Here is a 20438-nt window from a genome sequence, read left to right on the forward strand (position 1 = left end):
TCGATGACGAAACAGCAACGATCTCCATCGACGACATGACCGTCAACGAGAACGACGGCACCGCCACACTCACCGTCTCACTCGATCAGCCGGTCGCCACCACCGTCACTGTCGACTATGCCACTCAGGATCAACTCGCCCTCGATCCCGACGATTACACTGCGCAAACCGGAACGCTGACCTTTAACGAGGGAGTCCAGACCCAAACGATTATCATCGACATCACCGATGATCTCGACATTGTCGAAGGCATCGAATCGTTTTTCGTCAACCTGACCAACATCCAGGCCAACGGTGCCAACATCACGTTTGCTGACGCGCAGGGAGAAGTCACCATTCTCGATGACGAATCAGCAACGATCTCGATCGACGATATTTCGATCGACGAGAATGACCCAAGTGGAATGGCTGCACTGACCGTCACTTTGAGCCAGCCAGTCACCACCACTGTTACCATCGATTATTCCACAGCAGATAATACATCCATTGACACAGCAGACTATGCCGCCAAAACCGACACACTGATGTTTGCCCCTGGTATAACGACTCAAACCATCATGATCTCCATCATTGACGACATGGATACCATCGAAGGCGATGAATCGTTTTTTGTCAACTTAAGCAACATCCTGGCCAACGGTGCCAACATCACATTTGCCGACGATCAGGGGGAAGTCACGATTCTCGATGACGAAGCAACCACTATTTCGATCGATAATGTGACCGTTAACGAAGACGATGGAACCGCGACTCTCACCCTCACACTGGATCAACCGGTCGCCACCACTGTTACCGTAGATTATGCCACACAGGATCAACTCGCCCACGATCCCGACGATTACACCGCCCAAACCGGAACACTGACTTTTATACCTGGGGTACAAACTCAAGAAATTATCATTTCGATCACCGACGACATGGACATCGTTGAAGGCATCGAAACTTTTTTCGTCAACCTGGCCAACATCCAGGCCAGCGGCGCCAATATCTCCTTTGCTGACGACCAAGGGGAAGTCACCATTCTCGATGACGAAACGGCCACCATCTCCATCGACGACATGACCGTCAACGAAAATGACGGCACCGCCACACTCACCGTCTCACTGGACAAACCGGTCGCCACCACCGTCACCGTCGATTATGCCACACAAGATCAACTCGCCCTCGATCCCGACGACTATACCGCTCAAACCGGAACACTGACCTTCGCGCCGGACGTCCAGACGCAAACCATCACCATCGACATCACCGATGATCTCGATATCGTCGAAGGCATCGAATCGTTTTTCGTCAACCTGACCAACATCCAGGCCAACGGTGCCAACATCACGTTTGCTGACGCGCAGGGAGAAGTCACCATTCTCGATGACGAAACGGCCACCATCTCCATCGACGACATAACCGTCAACGAGAACGACGGCACCGCCACACTCACCGTCTCACTGGACAAACCGGTCGCCACCACCGTCACCGTTGATTATGGCACACAGGATCAACTCGCCATCGATCCCGACGACTATACCGCGCAAGCCGGAACACTCACCTTCGCTCCGGACGTGCAGACGCAAACCATCATCATCGACATCACCGATGACCTCGATATCGTCGAAGGCATCGAATCGTTTTTCGTCAACCTGACCAACATCCAGGCCAACGGCGCCAACATCACGTTTGCTGACGCGCAGGGAGAAGTCACCATTCTCGATGACGAAACGGCCACCATCTCCATCGACGACATGACCGTCAACGAAAATGACGGAACCGCCACACTCACCGTCTCACTGGATCAACCGGTCGCCACCACCGTCACGGTCGACTACACCACCCAGGATCAGCTCGCCGTTGAGACCGACGATTACACCGCGCAAGCCGGAACACTGACTTTCACCCCTGGGATACAAACTCAAGAAATTATCATTTCGATCACAGACGACATGGACATCGTCGAAGGCATCGAAACGTTTTTCGTCAACCTGGCCAACATTCAGGCCAGCGGCGCCAACATCTCCTTTGCTGACGACCAAGGGGAAGTCACCATTCTCGATAACGAAACTGCCACCATCTCCATCGACGACATAACCGTCAACGAAAATGACGGAACCGCCACACTCACCGTCTCACTGGACAAACCGGTCGCCACCACCGTCTCGGTCGACTTTGCCACACAGGATCAACTCGCCATCGATCCCGACGATTACACTGCGCAAGCCGGAACACTCACCTTCGCTCCGGACGTGCAGACGCAAACCATCATCATCGACATCACCGATGACCTCGATATCGTCGAAGGCATCGAAACGTTTTTCGTCAACCTGGCCAACATCCAGGCCAGCGGCGCCAACATCTCCCTTGCTGACGACCAAGGGGAAGTCACCATCCTCGATGACGAAACTGCCACCATCACTATCGACGACATGACCGTCAACGAGAATGACGGAACTGCCACACTCACCGTCTCACTGGATCAGCCGATTGCCACCGTAGTCATGGTAGATTTTGCCACTGCAGATCAGACGGCCGTCGGCCCGGACGATTACACATCTCAGTCTGGCACCCTGACTTTCAACCCGGGAATACAAACTCAAACCATTACGATCGACATCATTGACGACATTCTGGTCGAAAGCGATGAATCGTTTTTTGTCAACCTAGCCAACATCCAGGCCAGCGGCGCCAACATATCCTTTGCTGACGACCAGGGGGAAGTCACCATTCTTTTCAGCGAACAGGCCCGTTTTTCAATCAATGACATGACTGTCAATGAAAACGCAGGCACTGCCACCCTCACAGTTTCGTTAGATCAACCCGTTGAGATTTCCGTCAGCGTGGATTATACCACTGTAGATCTGACCGCCGCTGATCCAGATGATTATACATCCCAGTCTGGTACCCTCACCTTCAATGCGGGTGAACAAACAAAAACAATCACCGTTTCCATCGTCGATACGAATCTGGTGGAAAGTACAGAATCATTTTTCGTAAATCTATCCAACATTCAATCTGACACGGCTAATGTCATATTTACCGATTCACAGGCAGTCGTCACGATTCTGGATGATGATCACGCCAACTTAACCATTAGTGATTTGACAGTGGATGAAACGGATGGAACAGCTGCAATCACCGTCTCCTTGGACAATCCGGTCTACACCGAAATCAGCGTTGATTTTCTTACAGCTGACCAGACTGCATTAAACTCCATTGATTATCTCTTTCAATCGGGAAGCTTGACATTCAATCCGGGAGAGCAAACGAAAACGATATTCATCACCATTCTGGATAATTCCATTGTCGAATTTACCGAAACATTTCTGGTTAGCCTCAGCAATCTGCAAACCATCAGTCCTGATGTAACCCTGGCAGACAATCTGGCAACCATCACTATTATTGATAATGATTCCGCGGCATTTTCGATCAATGACCTGACTGTCAATGAAGACGCAGGCACTGTCACCCTTACCGTCTCCCTGGATCATGCAGTTCATACCACAGTTACTGTCGATTACTATACCGCCGATAATTCCGCAGCAAATCCTTCCGATTATCTGTCTCGAACAGGCACTTTGATTTTCACCTTGGGAGAACAACCACTCACCATTACCATTCCCATCGTAGATTCTGATCTGGTGGAATCCACAGAAAGCTTTTTCGTCAATCTGACCAACATCCAGGCCAGCGGACTTGATGTCACTTACGCGGATGCTCAGGGAGAAGTCACCATTCTGGATGATGACCAGGCCACTTTAACGATAGATGATATGATCGTGGATGAAGCCGCGGGAACGGCAAGTATTACAGTCTCTCTCGATCAACCCGTGCAAACCAATGTCTCCGTCGATTTTGCCACCGCCGATCAAACGGCCGTCGATTCAGACGATTATCTGGCAACAGTCGGCACCGTCACTTTCAATCCGGGCGAGCAATCTCAAACGCTCACTGTGGACCTTGTTAATACGGATCTGGTCGAACCCGATGAAACGTTTCTTGTCAACCTGACGAATCTGCAGGCGAATGGGCATAATGTCATTTTAGGAGATAGTCAAGCCACCGTCACGATCACGGATGACGACCAGGCCAGCCTCACAATCAACGACGTTACAGTCAACGAAAACGAGGGGACCGCCATGATAACCGTGTCGCTGGACAAACCTGTCGACACGACAATTAGTATAGACTTCGCCACCGCCGATCAAACCGCCTTTGCTCCAGACGACTATCAGTCTATGTCTGGCTCGCTGACGTTCAATCCGGGAGAACAATCAAAAACGATCACCGTTTCCATCGTCGATTCGATTCCATTGGAACAGGATGAAACGTTTCTGGTAAATCTGACTAATTTGCAAGCGAACGGCTACGACGTGATACTGGCCGATAACCAGTCCGTAGTTACCATTATTGACGATGTTATTGCTTCTGCAGAGATTAATGTGCGTGTGGTCAATGCTCCCACAAACACCCAACCCAACGGGGAAGCATCCACGCTTCCGGCAAACAATAACTGGGTCAGCGAATGGTCTTCGTACTGGGTCGAAATCTGGGTCAGTGCCAACAGCCCTACCGGCCAGGGAGTGTACTCAGCAGATATCGATTTCAATTATATCACAGAATATACCTCAGCCACCGCGATCCAATTTGGAGCTGCCTTTACTCAAAATCAAGCTGGTATCATCAACGATCAGACGGGAACCATCAGAGGACTCTCTGCGGAAACGAACGCCTCTGGCCTGGGAATCGACCACCAGCTCCTCTTTGCAAGAATCAAATTCGAACCACTGGCCGAAGATCAGGTTGCGTTGGATCTTCCAGGAAAAAGCATCGGTCCTTACGATTTGGGGCTTAGCGTCAGTTCGTCTCAAGTTAGTTTAGAAGCCGATATACCTGTCACGACTGATCTGGGAGCTTTCAATGGAGCCAGCATCTATGCAAATCCGTTTGATCTTGATGACAATGATACAATCAATATCCGTGATCTCGTTATATTTATCAATGTTTATAACAGTGTTCCCAGTACATCGAGTTCCGACTACGCCTGGTTTGCAGATTACGATCAAAATGACTCGGTGAATTTTCGAGACCTGACCCTGTTTATAAATAACTATGGCAAAAGCAAGTTGAGCCCTTCACAAGTCAACTACCCGGCCAATTTCCCGGATGCCTGGAATGACTTGCTCCAGGTAGACTCGCAAACAGTTGCTTCATCAACGCCACAGTCGATCACACAATCCACCGCTGACATGATGCTCGATAGTGTGATCGAACAAGTCAGTCCCGCGCTTTCCCCCAGTGAGAACCAAAGGCTGGAACACATCGATATTCAGGTTGTTGACTTGAATGGCGATGCCTTAGGCCGCGCTGCTGCCGGCACGATCTACATTGACGTAAACGCTGCCGGTTATGGCTGGTTCGTAGACACCACACCCACCGACCACAGTGAATTTACCTGGTCCAGTGAACTGACTCTGATCGCATTACCCGACAACGAAGCCGAAGGACAAATTGATCTTCGGTCCGTTATCCTTCACGAACTCTTGCACACCCTGGGTTACGAACACGAAAACGAAGGAGTCATGCAGGACAGCCTGACCCCAGGAATTCGCAACCTCGCAACTTGGGAAATGAATTTTGAATTTGAAAATCAGTCAACACCGGAAGAGACCGATTCGTTCTTTTTAACCGTACAGGATGGAATCGAATTACTCCCCTTTTAGAAAAGTACAACCACCACATATCACAGGCATACCTATACAGTAGCCCCCAATGTTTCGGCCTTGGTGAAATACGATATTTTCTCTTAATACATCAATTCATCAGAAAACTAATCTGGAATAGTTCACTGTATATTGGTATTTTTGTATACAGAAACAACGTATATACAAACCCCTGAATCGGCCGAAAATCGCTTCAGAACCAGAGATTCAAATAACGTCCCTCACTTTAGTTAATCGCATCTGCCAGCGGGATCACTAAGGTTCAGATATACCAGAAAGAGTTTACATCCAATGCTCTTAAGCAACTGGTTAAGGTCGCTATTCCCAAAGTATCGACCAACGCGCCCTCGTTCTACGGGCCACCAACGCCGTCGCTCCTTCAATCGGCACCAACCAGCCCTTGCCCGCCGCCCCGTTGGCATTGAACAACTCGAAGACCGCACAATGCTCACCTCGGTGATTACCATTGATGACAGATCCGTTTATGAAAGGGACACAGAATTAACAAGTTTTCTCTTCTCGATCAGGAGAACAGGTAGCAGCCCTGGAGATCTCAACAGTGAAGTATCAATTAATTTTACCACCCAGGACGATACTGCTACGACGACAAATAATGACTACGCCACACAGACTGGAACGCTTTTCTTTTCTGCCGATGCAACTTCAACGTCACAAAGACAGTACCTTACCATTAAGATAAAGGGAGATTTTTTACCAGAAGAAAATGAAACATTTCAAGTCCTGATCACGACGAATGATCCAGACACGACTATCTCAAAAAGTATTGGGATCGCGACGATCTTGAATGATGATTTTGGTGAGATCAACGAAGTCCAAAGTGTGACGCCCCCCGCACCTGTCTCAGCAAATGACTCTTTTGGCGAAGAGATCGCCATTGACGGCGATTACATGGTTGTTGGCGCCACAAACAGTGACGTTGCTGCACTTGATGCCGGTGCAGCTTATATTTACCAACGGAACCATCAGGGCACGATGAGCGAGACTGATGACACCTGGGAGTTTTATTCCACACTGACAGCTCCTGATGCATCGACCGGCGATCTATTCGGGACCAGCGTGGCAATTCACGGCGATGTGATTGTAATTGGTGCCGCTGCCGCGGATAACGGCGGAGAGGAAAGCGGTGCAGCATATGTTTATCGACGGAATGGCGCGCTATGGTCTTTTGAAGAAAAACTCATTGCTTCTGATCGGATGAACTACGATGGATTCGGAAATGATGTCGCCATCGAAAATAATCGCATCGTGGTCGGTGCCGCAAATCATGATGTCGACTCGAAACCAGACGCGGGAGCCGTTTATATTTTCTCCTGGTCAGGAAATAGTTGGACAGAAACTCAAAAACTGACGTACTCTTCTGGCGAGAGTGCTGATCAATTCGGCTATTCTGTTGCCATACACAATAATGAAATATTTATTTCTGCCCCAAATGAAACTATAAATCAGAATAGTATTAGATCAGGTGAAGTCCACGTTTATCATTTTACCGTAGTCTTATGGATACATAGTCAGAGATTGGCTCCCTCAAATGGCCGAGATAATCAGAGATTTGGATGGCAGTTAGCAGTTGACGGAAATCACCTCGGAGTGATTATTGCCGGAAGTACATCAGGCTCTCCCCGAGCGTACCTGTATGAGAGAGAAGGCGGGTCTTGGAAATTTCGACAATCAACTATAATTGCACCAATCACCACCGGCATCTCCTCAAATCGATATTCGATTGATATTTCAGAAACCACGTTAGCCATCGGCACTAATATTTACGACAGCCCCATTGCGTCAGCGGGATCCGTGACGATTTATCACTTTTCTGAAGATCGCTGGGTGAACTCACAAGATTATATTGGAGGCAATCCATCGGATCGCGATTTATTTGGAGCGGCAGTTGCCATCTCAGGTTCACAAATTCTCGTTGGCGCCCCTGCCAGCGATGATACAGCAATGAATTCGGGAGCAGTTCGCGTTTTAGGTCCATTCCCCCCCGGTTATTACATCTCTGACGTCACTGCCCTCGAAGGTGATGACGGTACGACTGATTTCCAATTTACAATTGAAAGAAGAGGATACACCTCAGGCGAATTAAATACCGAGTCAACAATTCATTTTGCAACAATTGACGGCACTGCCACTGCAGCCAGTGGCGATTACCTGTCACACTCTGGTGTACTCACATTTGAAGCTGATCCAGCAGCCCTCTTCCAGACAAAGACCGTTACGGTATCAGTCAACAGCGACACAATCTACGAAGGCTTTGAACAATTTTATTTAGAACTCTCTGATGCTTCAGAGGGTTTTATCATCTATCAGCCACTAGTAACAGGATCAATCGAAGAAGACGACTACGCCATCGTTTCTACCACGGAAACACAGATCACGGTCAATGAATCTGATGGTGTCGCATCACTTACTGTAGTTCTGGACCGCATTTTTACTGAAGATGTCGTCGTTCCAATTGATTATGTGGAAGGACCTGCCGAAGTCGATACAGACCTATCTCGCCCGCCTCTATCGGTCACCATTCCAGCGGGACAGCTTTCCACAACTATCACCTTTGATATTTTCGAAGACAATATAGTTGAGCGTGATGAGAATCTCCTGCTTTATTTACGAGCCTCCGAGAATTCCCGAACAAGCTCTTACACCTTGCGCGTGATCCTAACAATACAAGACAATGATCAAACCACGATTTCAATATCAGATGCTGTTATTAATGAGAATCAAGGATCGGTCACACTTACGGCTCAACTGAGTGCGCCAGTCCAACAGGAATTCTCGATTGATTTTACAACCCAAGATAACACCGCAGTCAACGGCGAAGATTATCAGACAACGTCAGGCACGATTCGTTTTCTCGCAGGTTCACTTACCAGTGAGCCCATTACGATTCCCATCATTAATTCACCTGCGATAGAACCGAATGAATCATTTTTGGTCAACCTGGATAACATTCAAATAATTCGATTCGATGATGGCAAGATCACCTTTAGTGATAATCAAGCAGAAGTCACGATTATTGACCATAGCCAGTATTTTCTGACAATCAATGACCAGACGGTGAATGAAGCATACGGAACCGTTTCGCTCACTGTTTCACTCGATTCGGCACTCCCCACAGCCATGAGTGTGGACTACTCCACTTTCAGCCAGACTGCAACCGCATCCAATGACTTCCAGACGACCTCGGGAACATTATCGTTTAGTCCAGGAGATGTCACAAAAACGATTACTGTGCCGATCATAAATGACACTTCAGTAGAAGGTCTAGAAACATTTTTGGTTAACCTTAGTAATCTCCAGTCGAATGGAACAGATGTCTCATTCACTCAAGACCAGGCGAAAGTCACAATCACTGACAATGATCAGGCGAAACTCTCAATCGATGATCTCATAGTGAATGAAGATGTGGGTACAGCAGCAATTACTGTGACCCTTGATCAGCCAGTTGATGACATCCTATATATTAATTTTGTCATAGGAGGTATTACTGCGTCGTCAAATGACTTTGGTTACTCATCTTTAAACCAACCTGCCAGTAGTCAAATCAAATTCTTTCGAGGAGAAGTGTCGAAAACATTTCTGGTAAGGATCACTGAGGACGATTATGCCGAAACTGATGAAACATTTCGAGTTAGAATTGACTCAACCAGCCAAGACAACAATGCTGATATCTTAGTGCTTGATAATGAGGCTGAAGTCACAATTTTGGATAACGACCAGGCAACAGTCTCCATCAACGACGTAAGCGTTGATGAAACCGCTGGCACAGCAACATTAACGATCTCTCTGGACAAGAGAGTGGAAGCTGTAATCGGCATTCAATATAACACAGCAGATCAGACTGCCACTAAATCTCAGGATTACTCCTCACAAACTGGATACGTGATTCTTAATCCAACGATGCTTTCGATGAGTTTCACCATCCCTCTCATCGACGATCTCATCATTGAGGATGATGAAACATTCCTGGTCAACCTGACAAGCATAACAACTAACGGAACTAACACTGTAATAGGAGATGATCAGGCTGTAGTCACAATTTTAGATAATGAACGTCCTGTCAAATTGTCAATCAGCGATCTAACCATAACTGAATCAGTTGAAACAGCGACTGTAATTGTATCTTTAGAAAAACCAGTTGAGAGTTCCATCAGTGTAGATTTTAGTTCTGTCGATCAGACTGCAACCAATCCCACCGACTACCTGACAACATCAGGGGTGCTGACTTTCAATCCAGGAGAAACGTCGAAAGAAATCCCTGTTTCGATTCTAAATAACTCCACACCAGAAATAGAAAAATCTTTTCTTGTCAACCTGAGTAACTTGCAAGCAAATGGACTCAATGTTGTCCTCGCAGACAATCAAGCCGAAATTACAATCATCGATGACGATCAAGCCAATCTCTCAATCAACGATGTCTCTGTCAATGAATCTGCCGGAACAGCGACCTTAACCTTTACACTTGATCAACTTCTCACTTTTCCAGTGACCGTCGATTATACGACTACAAATCAAACTGCTACCAATCCTGACGATTACTTCTTTCAATCTGGTAGTCTGACCTTCAATCCTAATGAGCAATCTAAGACCATTACCTTGGACATTATTGATGATAATCTTTCAGAAACCAACGAAAAGTTCCTCGTCAATCTAACCAACATTCAGGCTAATGGTGCAGATATCGTTTTTACTGACAATCAAGCAGAAATCACAATCCTGGATGACGATTACCCGCTACTCTCAATCAACGATCTCTCGGTAAATGAAACAGATGGTATCGCTTCCGTCACTGTCTCAATGGACAAGCCCGTTAACACCCCAGTCAGTATCGACTTTACCATCGTCGATCAGACGGCCAGTAATTCGACTGACTACCTCTTCCAGTCAGGCACTTTAACGTTCAATCCGGGCGAACAATCCAAAACGATCGATATTGAAATATTGAACGATGCAATCGTAGAAGGCTTTGAAACGTTTCTCGTCAAACTGAGTAATCTACAAACCACGAGCCCCGATGTAAGCCTGGCAAAAGATGAAGCAACCGTCACCATCGTCGATGATGATCAGGCCACGTTTTCGATCAATGATATTTCTGTTGATGAATTTGCAGAGACCGCTACGCTTAAAGTTTCACTGAATCGCGCTGTCTATTCGACCGTAACCGTCGACTATGCAACTGCCGATAACACGGCTTTAAATCCCACCGATTATTCAACCCAATCCGGGACGCTGACCTTTTTTCGGGGACAACAGTCAAGATACATCACAATTCCTATTTTAGATTCCAGCCTTGTGGAAAGCAGTGAAACATTCCTGGTAAATCTGACCAATATCCAAGCCAATGGTGCCCAGGTATCGTTTGCTGACGACCAGGGCGAAGTCACCATTCTTGATGATGAACAGGCATCCTTAACTATTGTCGACCTGACTCTCGGCGAATCTGCGGGCACGGCTCAGATCACTGTCTCCCTTGATCAACCAGTGGAATCCATTGTCTCAGTCGATTTCACAACTGACGATCAGACGGCTGTCAATACTAACGATTACCAGACCACATCGGGTACTCTCACTTTCAACCCAGGCGAACAGACAAAAATCATTACAGTACCTGTTGTCAATTCTGACCAGGTCGAACTGGATGAAACGTTCCTGGTCAATCTGACCAATCTGCAGGCAAACGGCGCAGACATCATTCTGGGAGATAATCAGGCGACCGTCACCATCACAGATAATGATCAAGCCGGCATCTCGATCGATGATCTGACCGTCGATGAAAACGCAGGCACCGCGACACTCACCGTCTCGCTGGATTCGCCCGTCGATACCAGCGTCAGTGTGGACTTCGCCACCGCCGACCAGACTGCCGGCAGCCCCAGTGATTTTACCAGCACCAACGGCACACTGACCTTCAATCCGGGTGACCAGTCCCAGACAATTGTCATCTCGATCACCAATTCAGACCAGGTCGAACTCACTGAAACATTCCTGGTCAACCTCTCGGGAATTCAGGCCAATGGACGTAATATATCCTTTGCCGACGATCAGGCGCAGGTTACGATTCACGATGATGATCAGGCGACAATCTCAATCGATGATGTGACGGTCGATGAAAACACGGGTACTGCGATGCTCACCGTCTCGTTGGATTTGCCCGTTGATACCACCATCAGCGTGGACTATGCGACTGCTGACCAGACTGCTGCCGCTCCCAATGATTTTACCAGCACCAGCGGCACACTGACCTTCAATCCGGGTGACCAGTCCCAGACATTTGTCATTCCGATCACCAATTCAGACCAGATCGAACTGGATGAAACGTTCCTGGTCAATCTGACCAATCTGCAGGCAAACGGCGCTAACATCATTCTGGGAGATAATCAGGCAACCGTCACCATCACAGATGATGATCAGGCCGCAATCTCAATCAATGATGTGACCGTTGATGAAAACGCAGGCACCGCGATACTTACCGTCTCGCTGAATTTACCCGTCGACACAGCTATTAGCGTTGACTATACCACTGCCGAGGGGACCGCCAGCAGCCCCAATGATTACACCAATACCAGCGGCACACTGACCTTCAACCCCGGTGACCTGTCTCAGACAATTGTCATTCCAATCACCGATACGGACCAAATCGAACTGGATGAAACATTCCTGGTCAATCTGACCAATCTGCAGGCAAACGGCGCAGACATCATTCTGGGAGATAATCAAGCGATCGTTACCATCACAGATAATGATCAAGCCGGCATCTCGATCGATGATGTGTCCGTCGATGAAAACGCAGGCACCGCGACACTTACCGTCTCGCTGGACTCGCCCGTCGATACCACCGTCAGTGTGGACTTCGCCACCGCCGACCAGACTGCTGCCGCTTCCGATGATTACACCAGCACCAGCGGCACACTAACCTTCAACCCGGGAGATCAACAAAAATCGATTACAGTCTCCCTCGTTGATTCCGATCTGCTCGAACCGGATGAAACATTTCTGGTGAATCTGTTCAATCTCCAGGCTGACGGCCGCAACGTGACACTGACCGACAGTCAGGCGGAAGTCACAATTCTCGACGATGAAATTGCCACGGCAGAGATCAATGTGCGGGTGGTGAATACTCCGACAAGCACCCAGCCCAACGGAGAAGCAGCTGCTCTTCCGGAAAATCAGAACTGGATCAGTGAATGGTCGACCTACTGGGTCGAAATCTGGATCGATGCTCATAACCCGACTGAGCAGGGAGTCTTCTCTGCCGCTTTAGACTTCAATTACACCACCGAATATACTTCAGCCACAGAGATCCAATTTGGAGCCGCCTTTACGCAGAACCAAACCGGTGTGATCAACGATCAGACGGGAACCGTCGAAAGTCTGTCTGCAGAAACGAACGCCTCAAGACTGGGAGCCAAGAACCAGCTTCTCTTTGCCCGCATCAAATTTGAACCGCTGGCTGATGACCAGGTCGCCCTCGATCTGTCAGGCAAAAGTATTGGTCCCCATGACCTGGGTCTTGGCGTCAGTTCAGCGCAAGTTAATTTAGAAGGCAACATCCCTGCAACGACGAATCCGGGATCCTTCAACGGAGCCAGCATCTATGCAAATCCTTTAGACTTTGATGACAATGACGCCATCAATATCCGCGACCTTATCATCTTTATCAACGTGTATAACAGTGTTCCCAGTACATCGAGTTCCGACTATTCCTGGTTCGCAGACCTTGATCAAAACGACCATGTCAATATCCGGGATCTGATCCTGTTTATCGGCAACTATGGCAAAAACAAGTCAGGCTCTTCCCCGGTCAACTATCCTGACAATTACCCCGATGACTGGAATGATTTACTGACCGTAGACGCAGAGACAGAACCGCCGTCCACACCACAGACCATCTCACAATCAACGGCGGAAACGGCGCTGGAATCTGTCGTCGAGCAGGTCAGCCCCGCGCTCTCAGCCAGTGAGAGTGAAACGCTCGAACAGATCGACATCCAGGTTGTCGATCTGGAGGGAGACACGTTAGGCCGTGCTGCTGCCGGCACAATCTATATCGACGTCAACGCCGCCGGTTATGGCTGGTTCGTCGATACCACACCCACCGACCATAGTGAATTTGCCGGGTCCAGCGAACTGACGTTGATCGCGTTACCCGACAGCGAAGCGGCTGGACAGATCGACCTCCTGACCGTCATCCTTCACGAACTCGGACACATCCTGGGCTACGAACACGAAAACGAAGGCGTCATGCAGGACGGCCTCGCCCCCGGCGTTCGCAACCTGCCGACATGGGGTGAAGATCTCGATGACTTCTTTTCAGACCTGACTAAAGATCTCAACATGACAGCGTTTTAATCTAACGCTTTGTTAACATTACAGGCAATCGACAAAAAGAAGACTCACTTCGCCGTCAGCGATTCCATCATATCAATTTCGAACGCGGTCGGAATCGTTACCAGTAGTGTATTCGCTTTTGAATCAAACCGAATCGTATTATAAGGCATCGAGCTCGTTTTATTATTGACCAGAACAACGTTCTTATCTCGGATCAAGAAATAATGCTCCTTCAAACCCTCTTTTTCAATTGTGGTAAACATTAATACGCCATTCTCCAATTCCACAGACTGTACTTTTCTGAAAACCGTGCTCCGAGAAACCGGAAGCTGTTCAGTCCGATAACTGGCTAATTGCCTTGCATTCGATACCACTTCTTCTTGTTCCAAATCCGCTTCTCCACTTACCATCAGTAGAGAGAGGCAAAACAGAATCACAATGATTGAAGCGACAGTGGTCAGCAGGTCTCGCATGATTGTCGTCTCCTGATTATTAATATCATCACTGATGATGAATATTTTATCTGACTCGTGTTAATTTAATTTCAATTACACAGTCTTCCCTTAATTATTTATTAGATCAGGAAGAACTCATCCCCCTTTGAGGTTTAAACTTTGGTTCCGTCAGACGCCAGGTTCCTGCTTTTTTTCCGGGCACGATCAATGAATTCAAGATCGGCTTTTCTCCAAAGTTGAAGACTTCCGTTACTGACTTATAAGGCACAAGATCAGATTCAGAATTCACCGTCTTAAGCAGATCCGACTCGGCTACTTCAGGTGTACCGTTGGCCAACGCCTGCAATAACTGCTGGATCACCCGAGCCTGATTCGCGGAAAGCGTATGCGTCATCCGTGTCCCTTCCCGAGGCAGAGGCCAGAGAAACTGGAATTGGTCCCCCTGTGACCAGTCGGGATGTTCTGCTGCGAGTTTCTTAAAATCATGGCGAATATTTTTGTTAACGACCTTGCCCGTTTTGACTGCAACCTGTGAGTCAACATAGTGCGGCGGTTGACGATCAATCTCCCAACCCGCCGCATTGCTCGTCACCTTGATCTCATACTTCCCAGAAGACATCTCAAAAATAGACTTGCCTGCCATCCCTTTTTTCATCAGCCAGGCTTTAGCTGCTGTCTCCGGCGAAGCATCAGACAGTTTGACATCCACTCGCAATCCATCCTCTGTACTAAGTATGAGTGCCCCCCCTGCCGCCCTCTTTTTTGTTTGCTGGCTATTGGCTCCGGGAAGACCACTGCTAAACGGATTCTGTGTCGTTGGTCGAACAAGTTTGGGTTTCGCCAGCCGATATGTCCCTGTGTCTTTTCCCGGAACGATCAGTTTATTCCAGGCGGGATGCTTTCCATCATTAAACACCTCTTTCAGTGATTCGAAGGATTTTGTACCTTCGCCTGCCGGGACGACCAGCATGATGACCTTTTCATAAACATCCGGTTGATCGGCGGCATACGCTTTGAACAGTTCCTGTACAACTTTTGCCTGAGATGCGGTCAGAGTAAAATTCTGTAACGACCCCAGTTTCGAATCCAGCCAGCGAAACTTGAACAGCCCTCCTTGAGACCAATCCGGGTGGACCTCAGCCAGTCTGACATAGTCGCGCGTCATCGTGATCGGCACCACGATCGCCCCCGGCTTCACTTCGATCTCAGCCAGATCATATTTCGGATTTTCATCCTCAATTTCCCATCCAGCGTTCTCACAGGAAACACGAATGCAATACTTTCCGGCGGGTAACTCTACCAGGAGAGGATCCACTGTTAATAAACGATCAGAAAAACCAAAAACACCACCTTCCATTCCGACTTGCATCGGATCTACAGGAAAGATGCCCACCCGCCAACCGGGCTCCTGACCGCTGAGTAAAATCGCCCCGAAATTCTCTTTGCCTGATACCGATTCCTGCTGGTTTAGCTTATCTTTCTGAACTAATACTCGTGAACCATAAGTTTCTGTCTTTAATCCCGTCTCCGGTGAAATAGACGTTTCTACCGGCTGCTGACCATCAATCTCGTAAACCAGATGATTCTTGTTTGCACCGGGTATGCTCTTCTCAAACACCTGCATCAGCATAGTAAGCGTAAACAGACCTGCCAGTACCACAGTCACCCACCCCATGATATTCCAGGGGTTATTCAGGGCCGCAGAAGCCGCTTTCCGCTTGATGAAATAGGCGGCAACAAGCATGCCGCTGATAACGGCCAGTCTCAAGCCCCATATCTTGGCCAAGAGTTGCTCATCTCGATTCAGATGAACCCAGATCTGCGTAAACAAGACCATACTCATTAACAGACCGATGCCCAAAACAACCCCCAGGACGACCCGTTTATTAGAACGCCGATTCTCTTGAACAAACAGGTCATCACTGGGAGTGACAGGCATCTGCTCAGATTTTTCTTCAGCGAGCGCATCCCGACGTTTAATGTAACGCGCGATATACAGCAAGATACCGATGGGTCCTGCAATAACACACGCCAGCAGAAACAGTCCATCGATCAATTTCGCTGCCTTGGAACCCGGCTCTACCAGATTTTGTAAGCCGCACACGATCAGCAGAAAGCCAATCGGAATGAAAAACAAAGAGGACACCAGTGTCATTTCGGGAACGTTCGCAGCAAAATGATTGCCCGTTGCCGTACCATACATCCAGATGAAAACTGGCAGTACTAACAGCACGCAGCCGGTCCAGACAACGGCCCGATCCAGCCGCGATCCCCGGGAGTTCCCTCTGGAAACCGTTCCCCTCGTTGAACTGGCAGGCGCATTTCCATCCTGCTTCAGACTACGTTCCATCAAGAATCCTGCTGTGACAAACAGGCCACCTACCAGGGAAAAGATCAGAATCGGTAAAAACTGCCAATCATCGTTTGCCAGGAACGCCGGCTGGAAGAATCCGGTCGTAAACATCCAGTAAAAGAATACCATCAAGACCCAGATACCAATGCCAGTCCCGGTCAGAGTCCGGGCATCCTTTTCTTTCACTGCCGTGACATAGTCAGGCCCTTTCGAAGCAATATGCAGCCAGTGCCCCCGAATCGCAAACCCCGCCACCGCCAACACCCCGAGCACTGACGCTGCCAGAATCGATCCATGCAGTGAAGTAAATGTGGTTCCCACAGGTGCCGCTCGAACAACCGCCGTCGTGACAAACGACACCCCCAAGGTCATAAACATGGCTAACATTGAAAGGAACCAGACAATAAAAGGAAGCGGTTTTTTATCTGCTCGATTCCAGTAGACAATTGAGGCAATTGTCAGAATAAACACAAGTGTCAGCGAAAATTTGACGATTTTGTTCATGACCTCATACGTCATTGGAGATTCGGGAGTACTGGGATTGATCGTCATCAATGCAACAATAGTTCCCAATACCAGTGCCATCACGATGCCAATAATGTACCCCGCTGGTGTGCTCCCTTTTTCCAATTCAACCGAGGTGGCAGATATATTGGAAACGCTTTCTACAGCGACCGTCTCTGCTGGTTGGGGAGCCGTTGGTGGAGTTGGTTGAGGGGCTGGTTCCATCAACTGCGGATGACGCTTGGGTAGATTCTTCACAAAATAAATCGTGAAACCAATGGCAAACAGAATATAGAGCAACGCTCTTGGGAAATCGGGAATCACTCCCAGATAAAACAACATTTGTAGCAGTAACGTCCCACCGGCAAAAGCAGCGGGCAGCGAAAGCGCATCGGACATGCGTAATGACATAAATGGGATCGCTTGACGCCGTTCTGCCTCATAAACAACTAGAGCGATCAAGATCCCCAGGAAGACACTACTCGCGGCACTAATGAGAAATGAGAACGGAGCATGTGCTTCTGAAAACGCAATCATGCCCCCCAAAAATAAAACGGCGTGTCCAACTGGCATGAAAACCCGTGGATCGGTCTCCATAGCAGAAGGAACCTCAACCTCTCGTTTCGCCACAGGTAAGCCCGCTTTCTGCGGTGCCTCTGTTTGCTGACGTGGGGGCTTTGATGGTTTTCGTTCAATCGGAGGAACCGCACCGGGCTGTTGTACGTGAGCCAGATGTGCTCCCAGTAGATCTGCAACTTCCTTTGCGGTCTGCAAACGATTTTCTGGCCGCTTTTCCAATAGACAGTCGATAATTTCAATCAGCCATTCCGGGATTTCTTCGTTGACTTCCTGAATCGGGCGTGGCGTATCGTCACAAACCCGGCGGACGACCGCCACCAGATTACTCGCCCGAAATGGTGACCGCCCGGTACACATCGCATACATGACGGCCCCCAGGCTGAACAGGTCACTCCGCTGATCGACATGATCTCCTGATGCCTGTTCGGGAGACATATACTGCGGCGTGCCGGAGACCTCGCCGGTCTTCGTGATCGTCACATCATCGACGGCTCGCGCCAAGCCGAAATCGGTGATCTTGACCCGCTCCACCCCATTCTCCAGCAGGATATTTGCTGGTTTGATATCACGGTGAATCAATCCCTGTTTGTGAGCGGCAGCGAGCCCCTCAGCAATCTGGCTTCCAATCCGCAGGATTTCCGTCACCTTCAAAGAACCAACTTTATCGAGCTTCTCCTGGAGCGACTGACCTACCACAAATTCCATCACCAGATAAGGCAACTGTGCTTCATCGACGGCATGAATGGTTACTATATGCGGATGACTCACCGCAGCAGCTGCCTGCGCTTCCCGTAGAAATCGTTTGCGGGCATTCGGATTGACCGCCAGCAGAGGCGACATCACTTTGATCGCCACGATTCGGTTCAACTTGGGATCCAGCGCGCGAAACACAATCCCCATCCCACCCTGCCCGATGACTTTTTGAATCTGATACTCACCCAGCGTTCCCAGCAGATCCGGATCATCGGAAGGAGTCAGAAAATCAAGCGGATACGATGTAGTATCCGCAGGCCCCAGAGGCGATTTTTCCAGAAAACTACCCGCATCATCATACGCCATGAGCAGCGCCTCAACACGACGCCGCTGTTCCAGATTATCACCACACGTTTCATCCAGAAACTGGATACGCTCTGCTGGTGTTTTCTTCTCTAACGCAATCAAAAACAGTCCCTCTATCGATTGAGGGTTCACGTTCTCTCGTGTTGGTTCTGGTTCTCGCTCAGAGTTTTCAGATGGGTCTGATTCTAGATTGGACATGATTTTTCTTTTTCTTCAGGATGGGAATTCCCATCAGGAAAAAATTTAACCGGGACCGCCTTGGTCCCCCGTCTACTATCCCATGCGATTTTGACGAACGGCGCGCCTCAGAGTTTCTGATAAAAAAACGGTTTTTATACAAAACCGAATCCATCCCACCACAATCCGATCGCTGTAAACCTATAATACTATACAGTTTGATCTTTGTCTGATTTGATTTGAGAAAATAACCAGGCGCGAGAATATGCCCAGTGACGTGCCGCGGTTGCCCGTGAAATTCCCAGTACGTCAGCTGCTTCCTGTTCACTCAGACCAGCAAAATAGCGCAGCTTGACCAGCTCGGCTTTCTCCGGACTTTCCTTCGCAAATTCGGTGAGTGCGGCGTCTAGTGCCAGTAAATCATCCGATTGATCTAACGCCGGCGCGGCGATTTCCGGAAGATCTACGCGGTCATGTTCGCCGCCATGCTTGACTCGTTTTTTCCGACGTGCATTCTCAATCAGAATCCGTCGCATTGATTCTGCAGCTGCAGCGAAAAAATGACCGCGGTGATCCCATTGACGCTCTTCCCCTGAATCGCCCACCAGTCGCAGATAGGCCTCATGCACGAGTGCCGTGGCCGTCAACGTTTGCCCGGGTGCTTCGTGAGAAAGCTTATTCCCCGCCAGTTTCCGCAGTTCCGCATACACGATCGGCAAAAGTTGATCGGTGGCAGCGACATCGCCCGACTCCATTGCCTGTAAGATGCGTGTGACGTCCTGCATGATCACCTTCTCGATAGAACTATTCGTTGACTCAACTGTAGCCGATCTTCCCGGAGATTTTCGATTCCATAGCACGCTTCAGTGTACCCGGTGATACGACCAATGCAAAGTGCTTTGCAGACTGACACGTAAGCGTTCTCACAGATTGTTTCCCTAATAAAAGAACGAATATCAGCTCTATACCTCGCCTCAACTCGAACGAACATGCGGGCTAAGCGTCGGGCGCGCGAGAGATCACTAGAACAGCGCATACTGATTCCTGATGAACACTATAAAAACCACTGGTTTCAGAACAATTTCCGAAAAAGCTGCTCACTCGCCCCCCATGTATCATCACACTTCGAACGACATTCAGAAGTGATCGCAGATGGATCAATTGGTATCGCAAGGGGTTCACAAGGCAATGACGCATCAGATTTTTCTTCATGTCTTTTCTCTAAGTTACATCTAAAAAACGGAATAGCCCTGGCTC

Annotated in this window: 5 protein-coding genes; 2 read left to right on the forward strand and 3 right to left on the reverse strand. The window is 48.7% G+C overall.

Annotated features, from left to right (window positions below; genetic code table 11):
• Positions 1–35: 35 nt before the first annotated feature.
• Positions 36–5708, forward strand: coding sequence for a Calx-beta domain-containing protein (locus tag Pan241w_RS15375; RefSeq protein WP_145217479.1), 5673 nt, complete (start codon positions 36–38; stop codon positions 5706–5708).
• A 291-nt stretch (positions 5709–5999) separates the two neighbouring features.
• Positions 6000–14075: a Calx-beta domain-containing protein gene (locus Pan241w_RS15380; RefSeq protein WP_145217482.1), complete on the forward strand. Its 8076-nt coding sequence runs from the start codon at positions 6000–6002 to the stop codon at positions 14073–14075.
• Positions 14076–14119: 44 nt separating this feature from the next.
• Here Pan241w_RS15380 and Pan241w_RS15385 read toward each other — a convergent pair whose 3' ends face one another.
• The 3 genes from Pan241w_RS15385 to Pan241w_RS15395 form a co-directional block, all read right to left on the reverse strand.
• Complete coding sequence (locus tag Pan241w_RS15385; protein WP_145217484.1) at positions 14120–14527, reverse strand: hypothetical protein; 408 nt, start codon at positions 14525–14527, stop codon at positions 14120–14122.
• Positions 14528–14633: 106 nt separating this feature from the next.
• Positions 14634–19136 carry a serine/threonine-protein kinase gene (locus tag Pan241w_RS15390; RefSeq protein WP_232107162.1) on the reverse strand — a complete coding sequence of 1501 codons (4503 nt, stop codon included), beginning with the start codon at positions 19134–19136 and terminating at the stop codon, positions 14634–14636.
• Positions 19137–19390: 254 nt separating this feature from the next.
• Positions 19391–19966 (reverse strand): ECF-type sigma factor, encoded by a 576-nt coding sequence (locus Pan241w_RS15395; protein ID WP_145217490.1) that lies wholly within the window; start codon positions 19964–19966, stop codon positions 19391–19393.
• Positions 19967–20438 lie beyond the last annotated feature (472 nt).

The organism is Gimesia alba (genome assembly GCF_007744675.1).
GTDB classification, from domain to species: domain Bacteria; phylum Planctomycetota; class Planctomycetia; order Planctomycetales; family Planctomycetaceae; genus Gimesia; species Gimesia alba.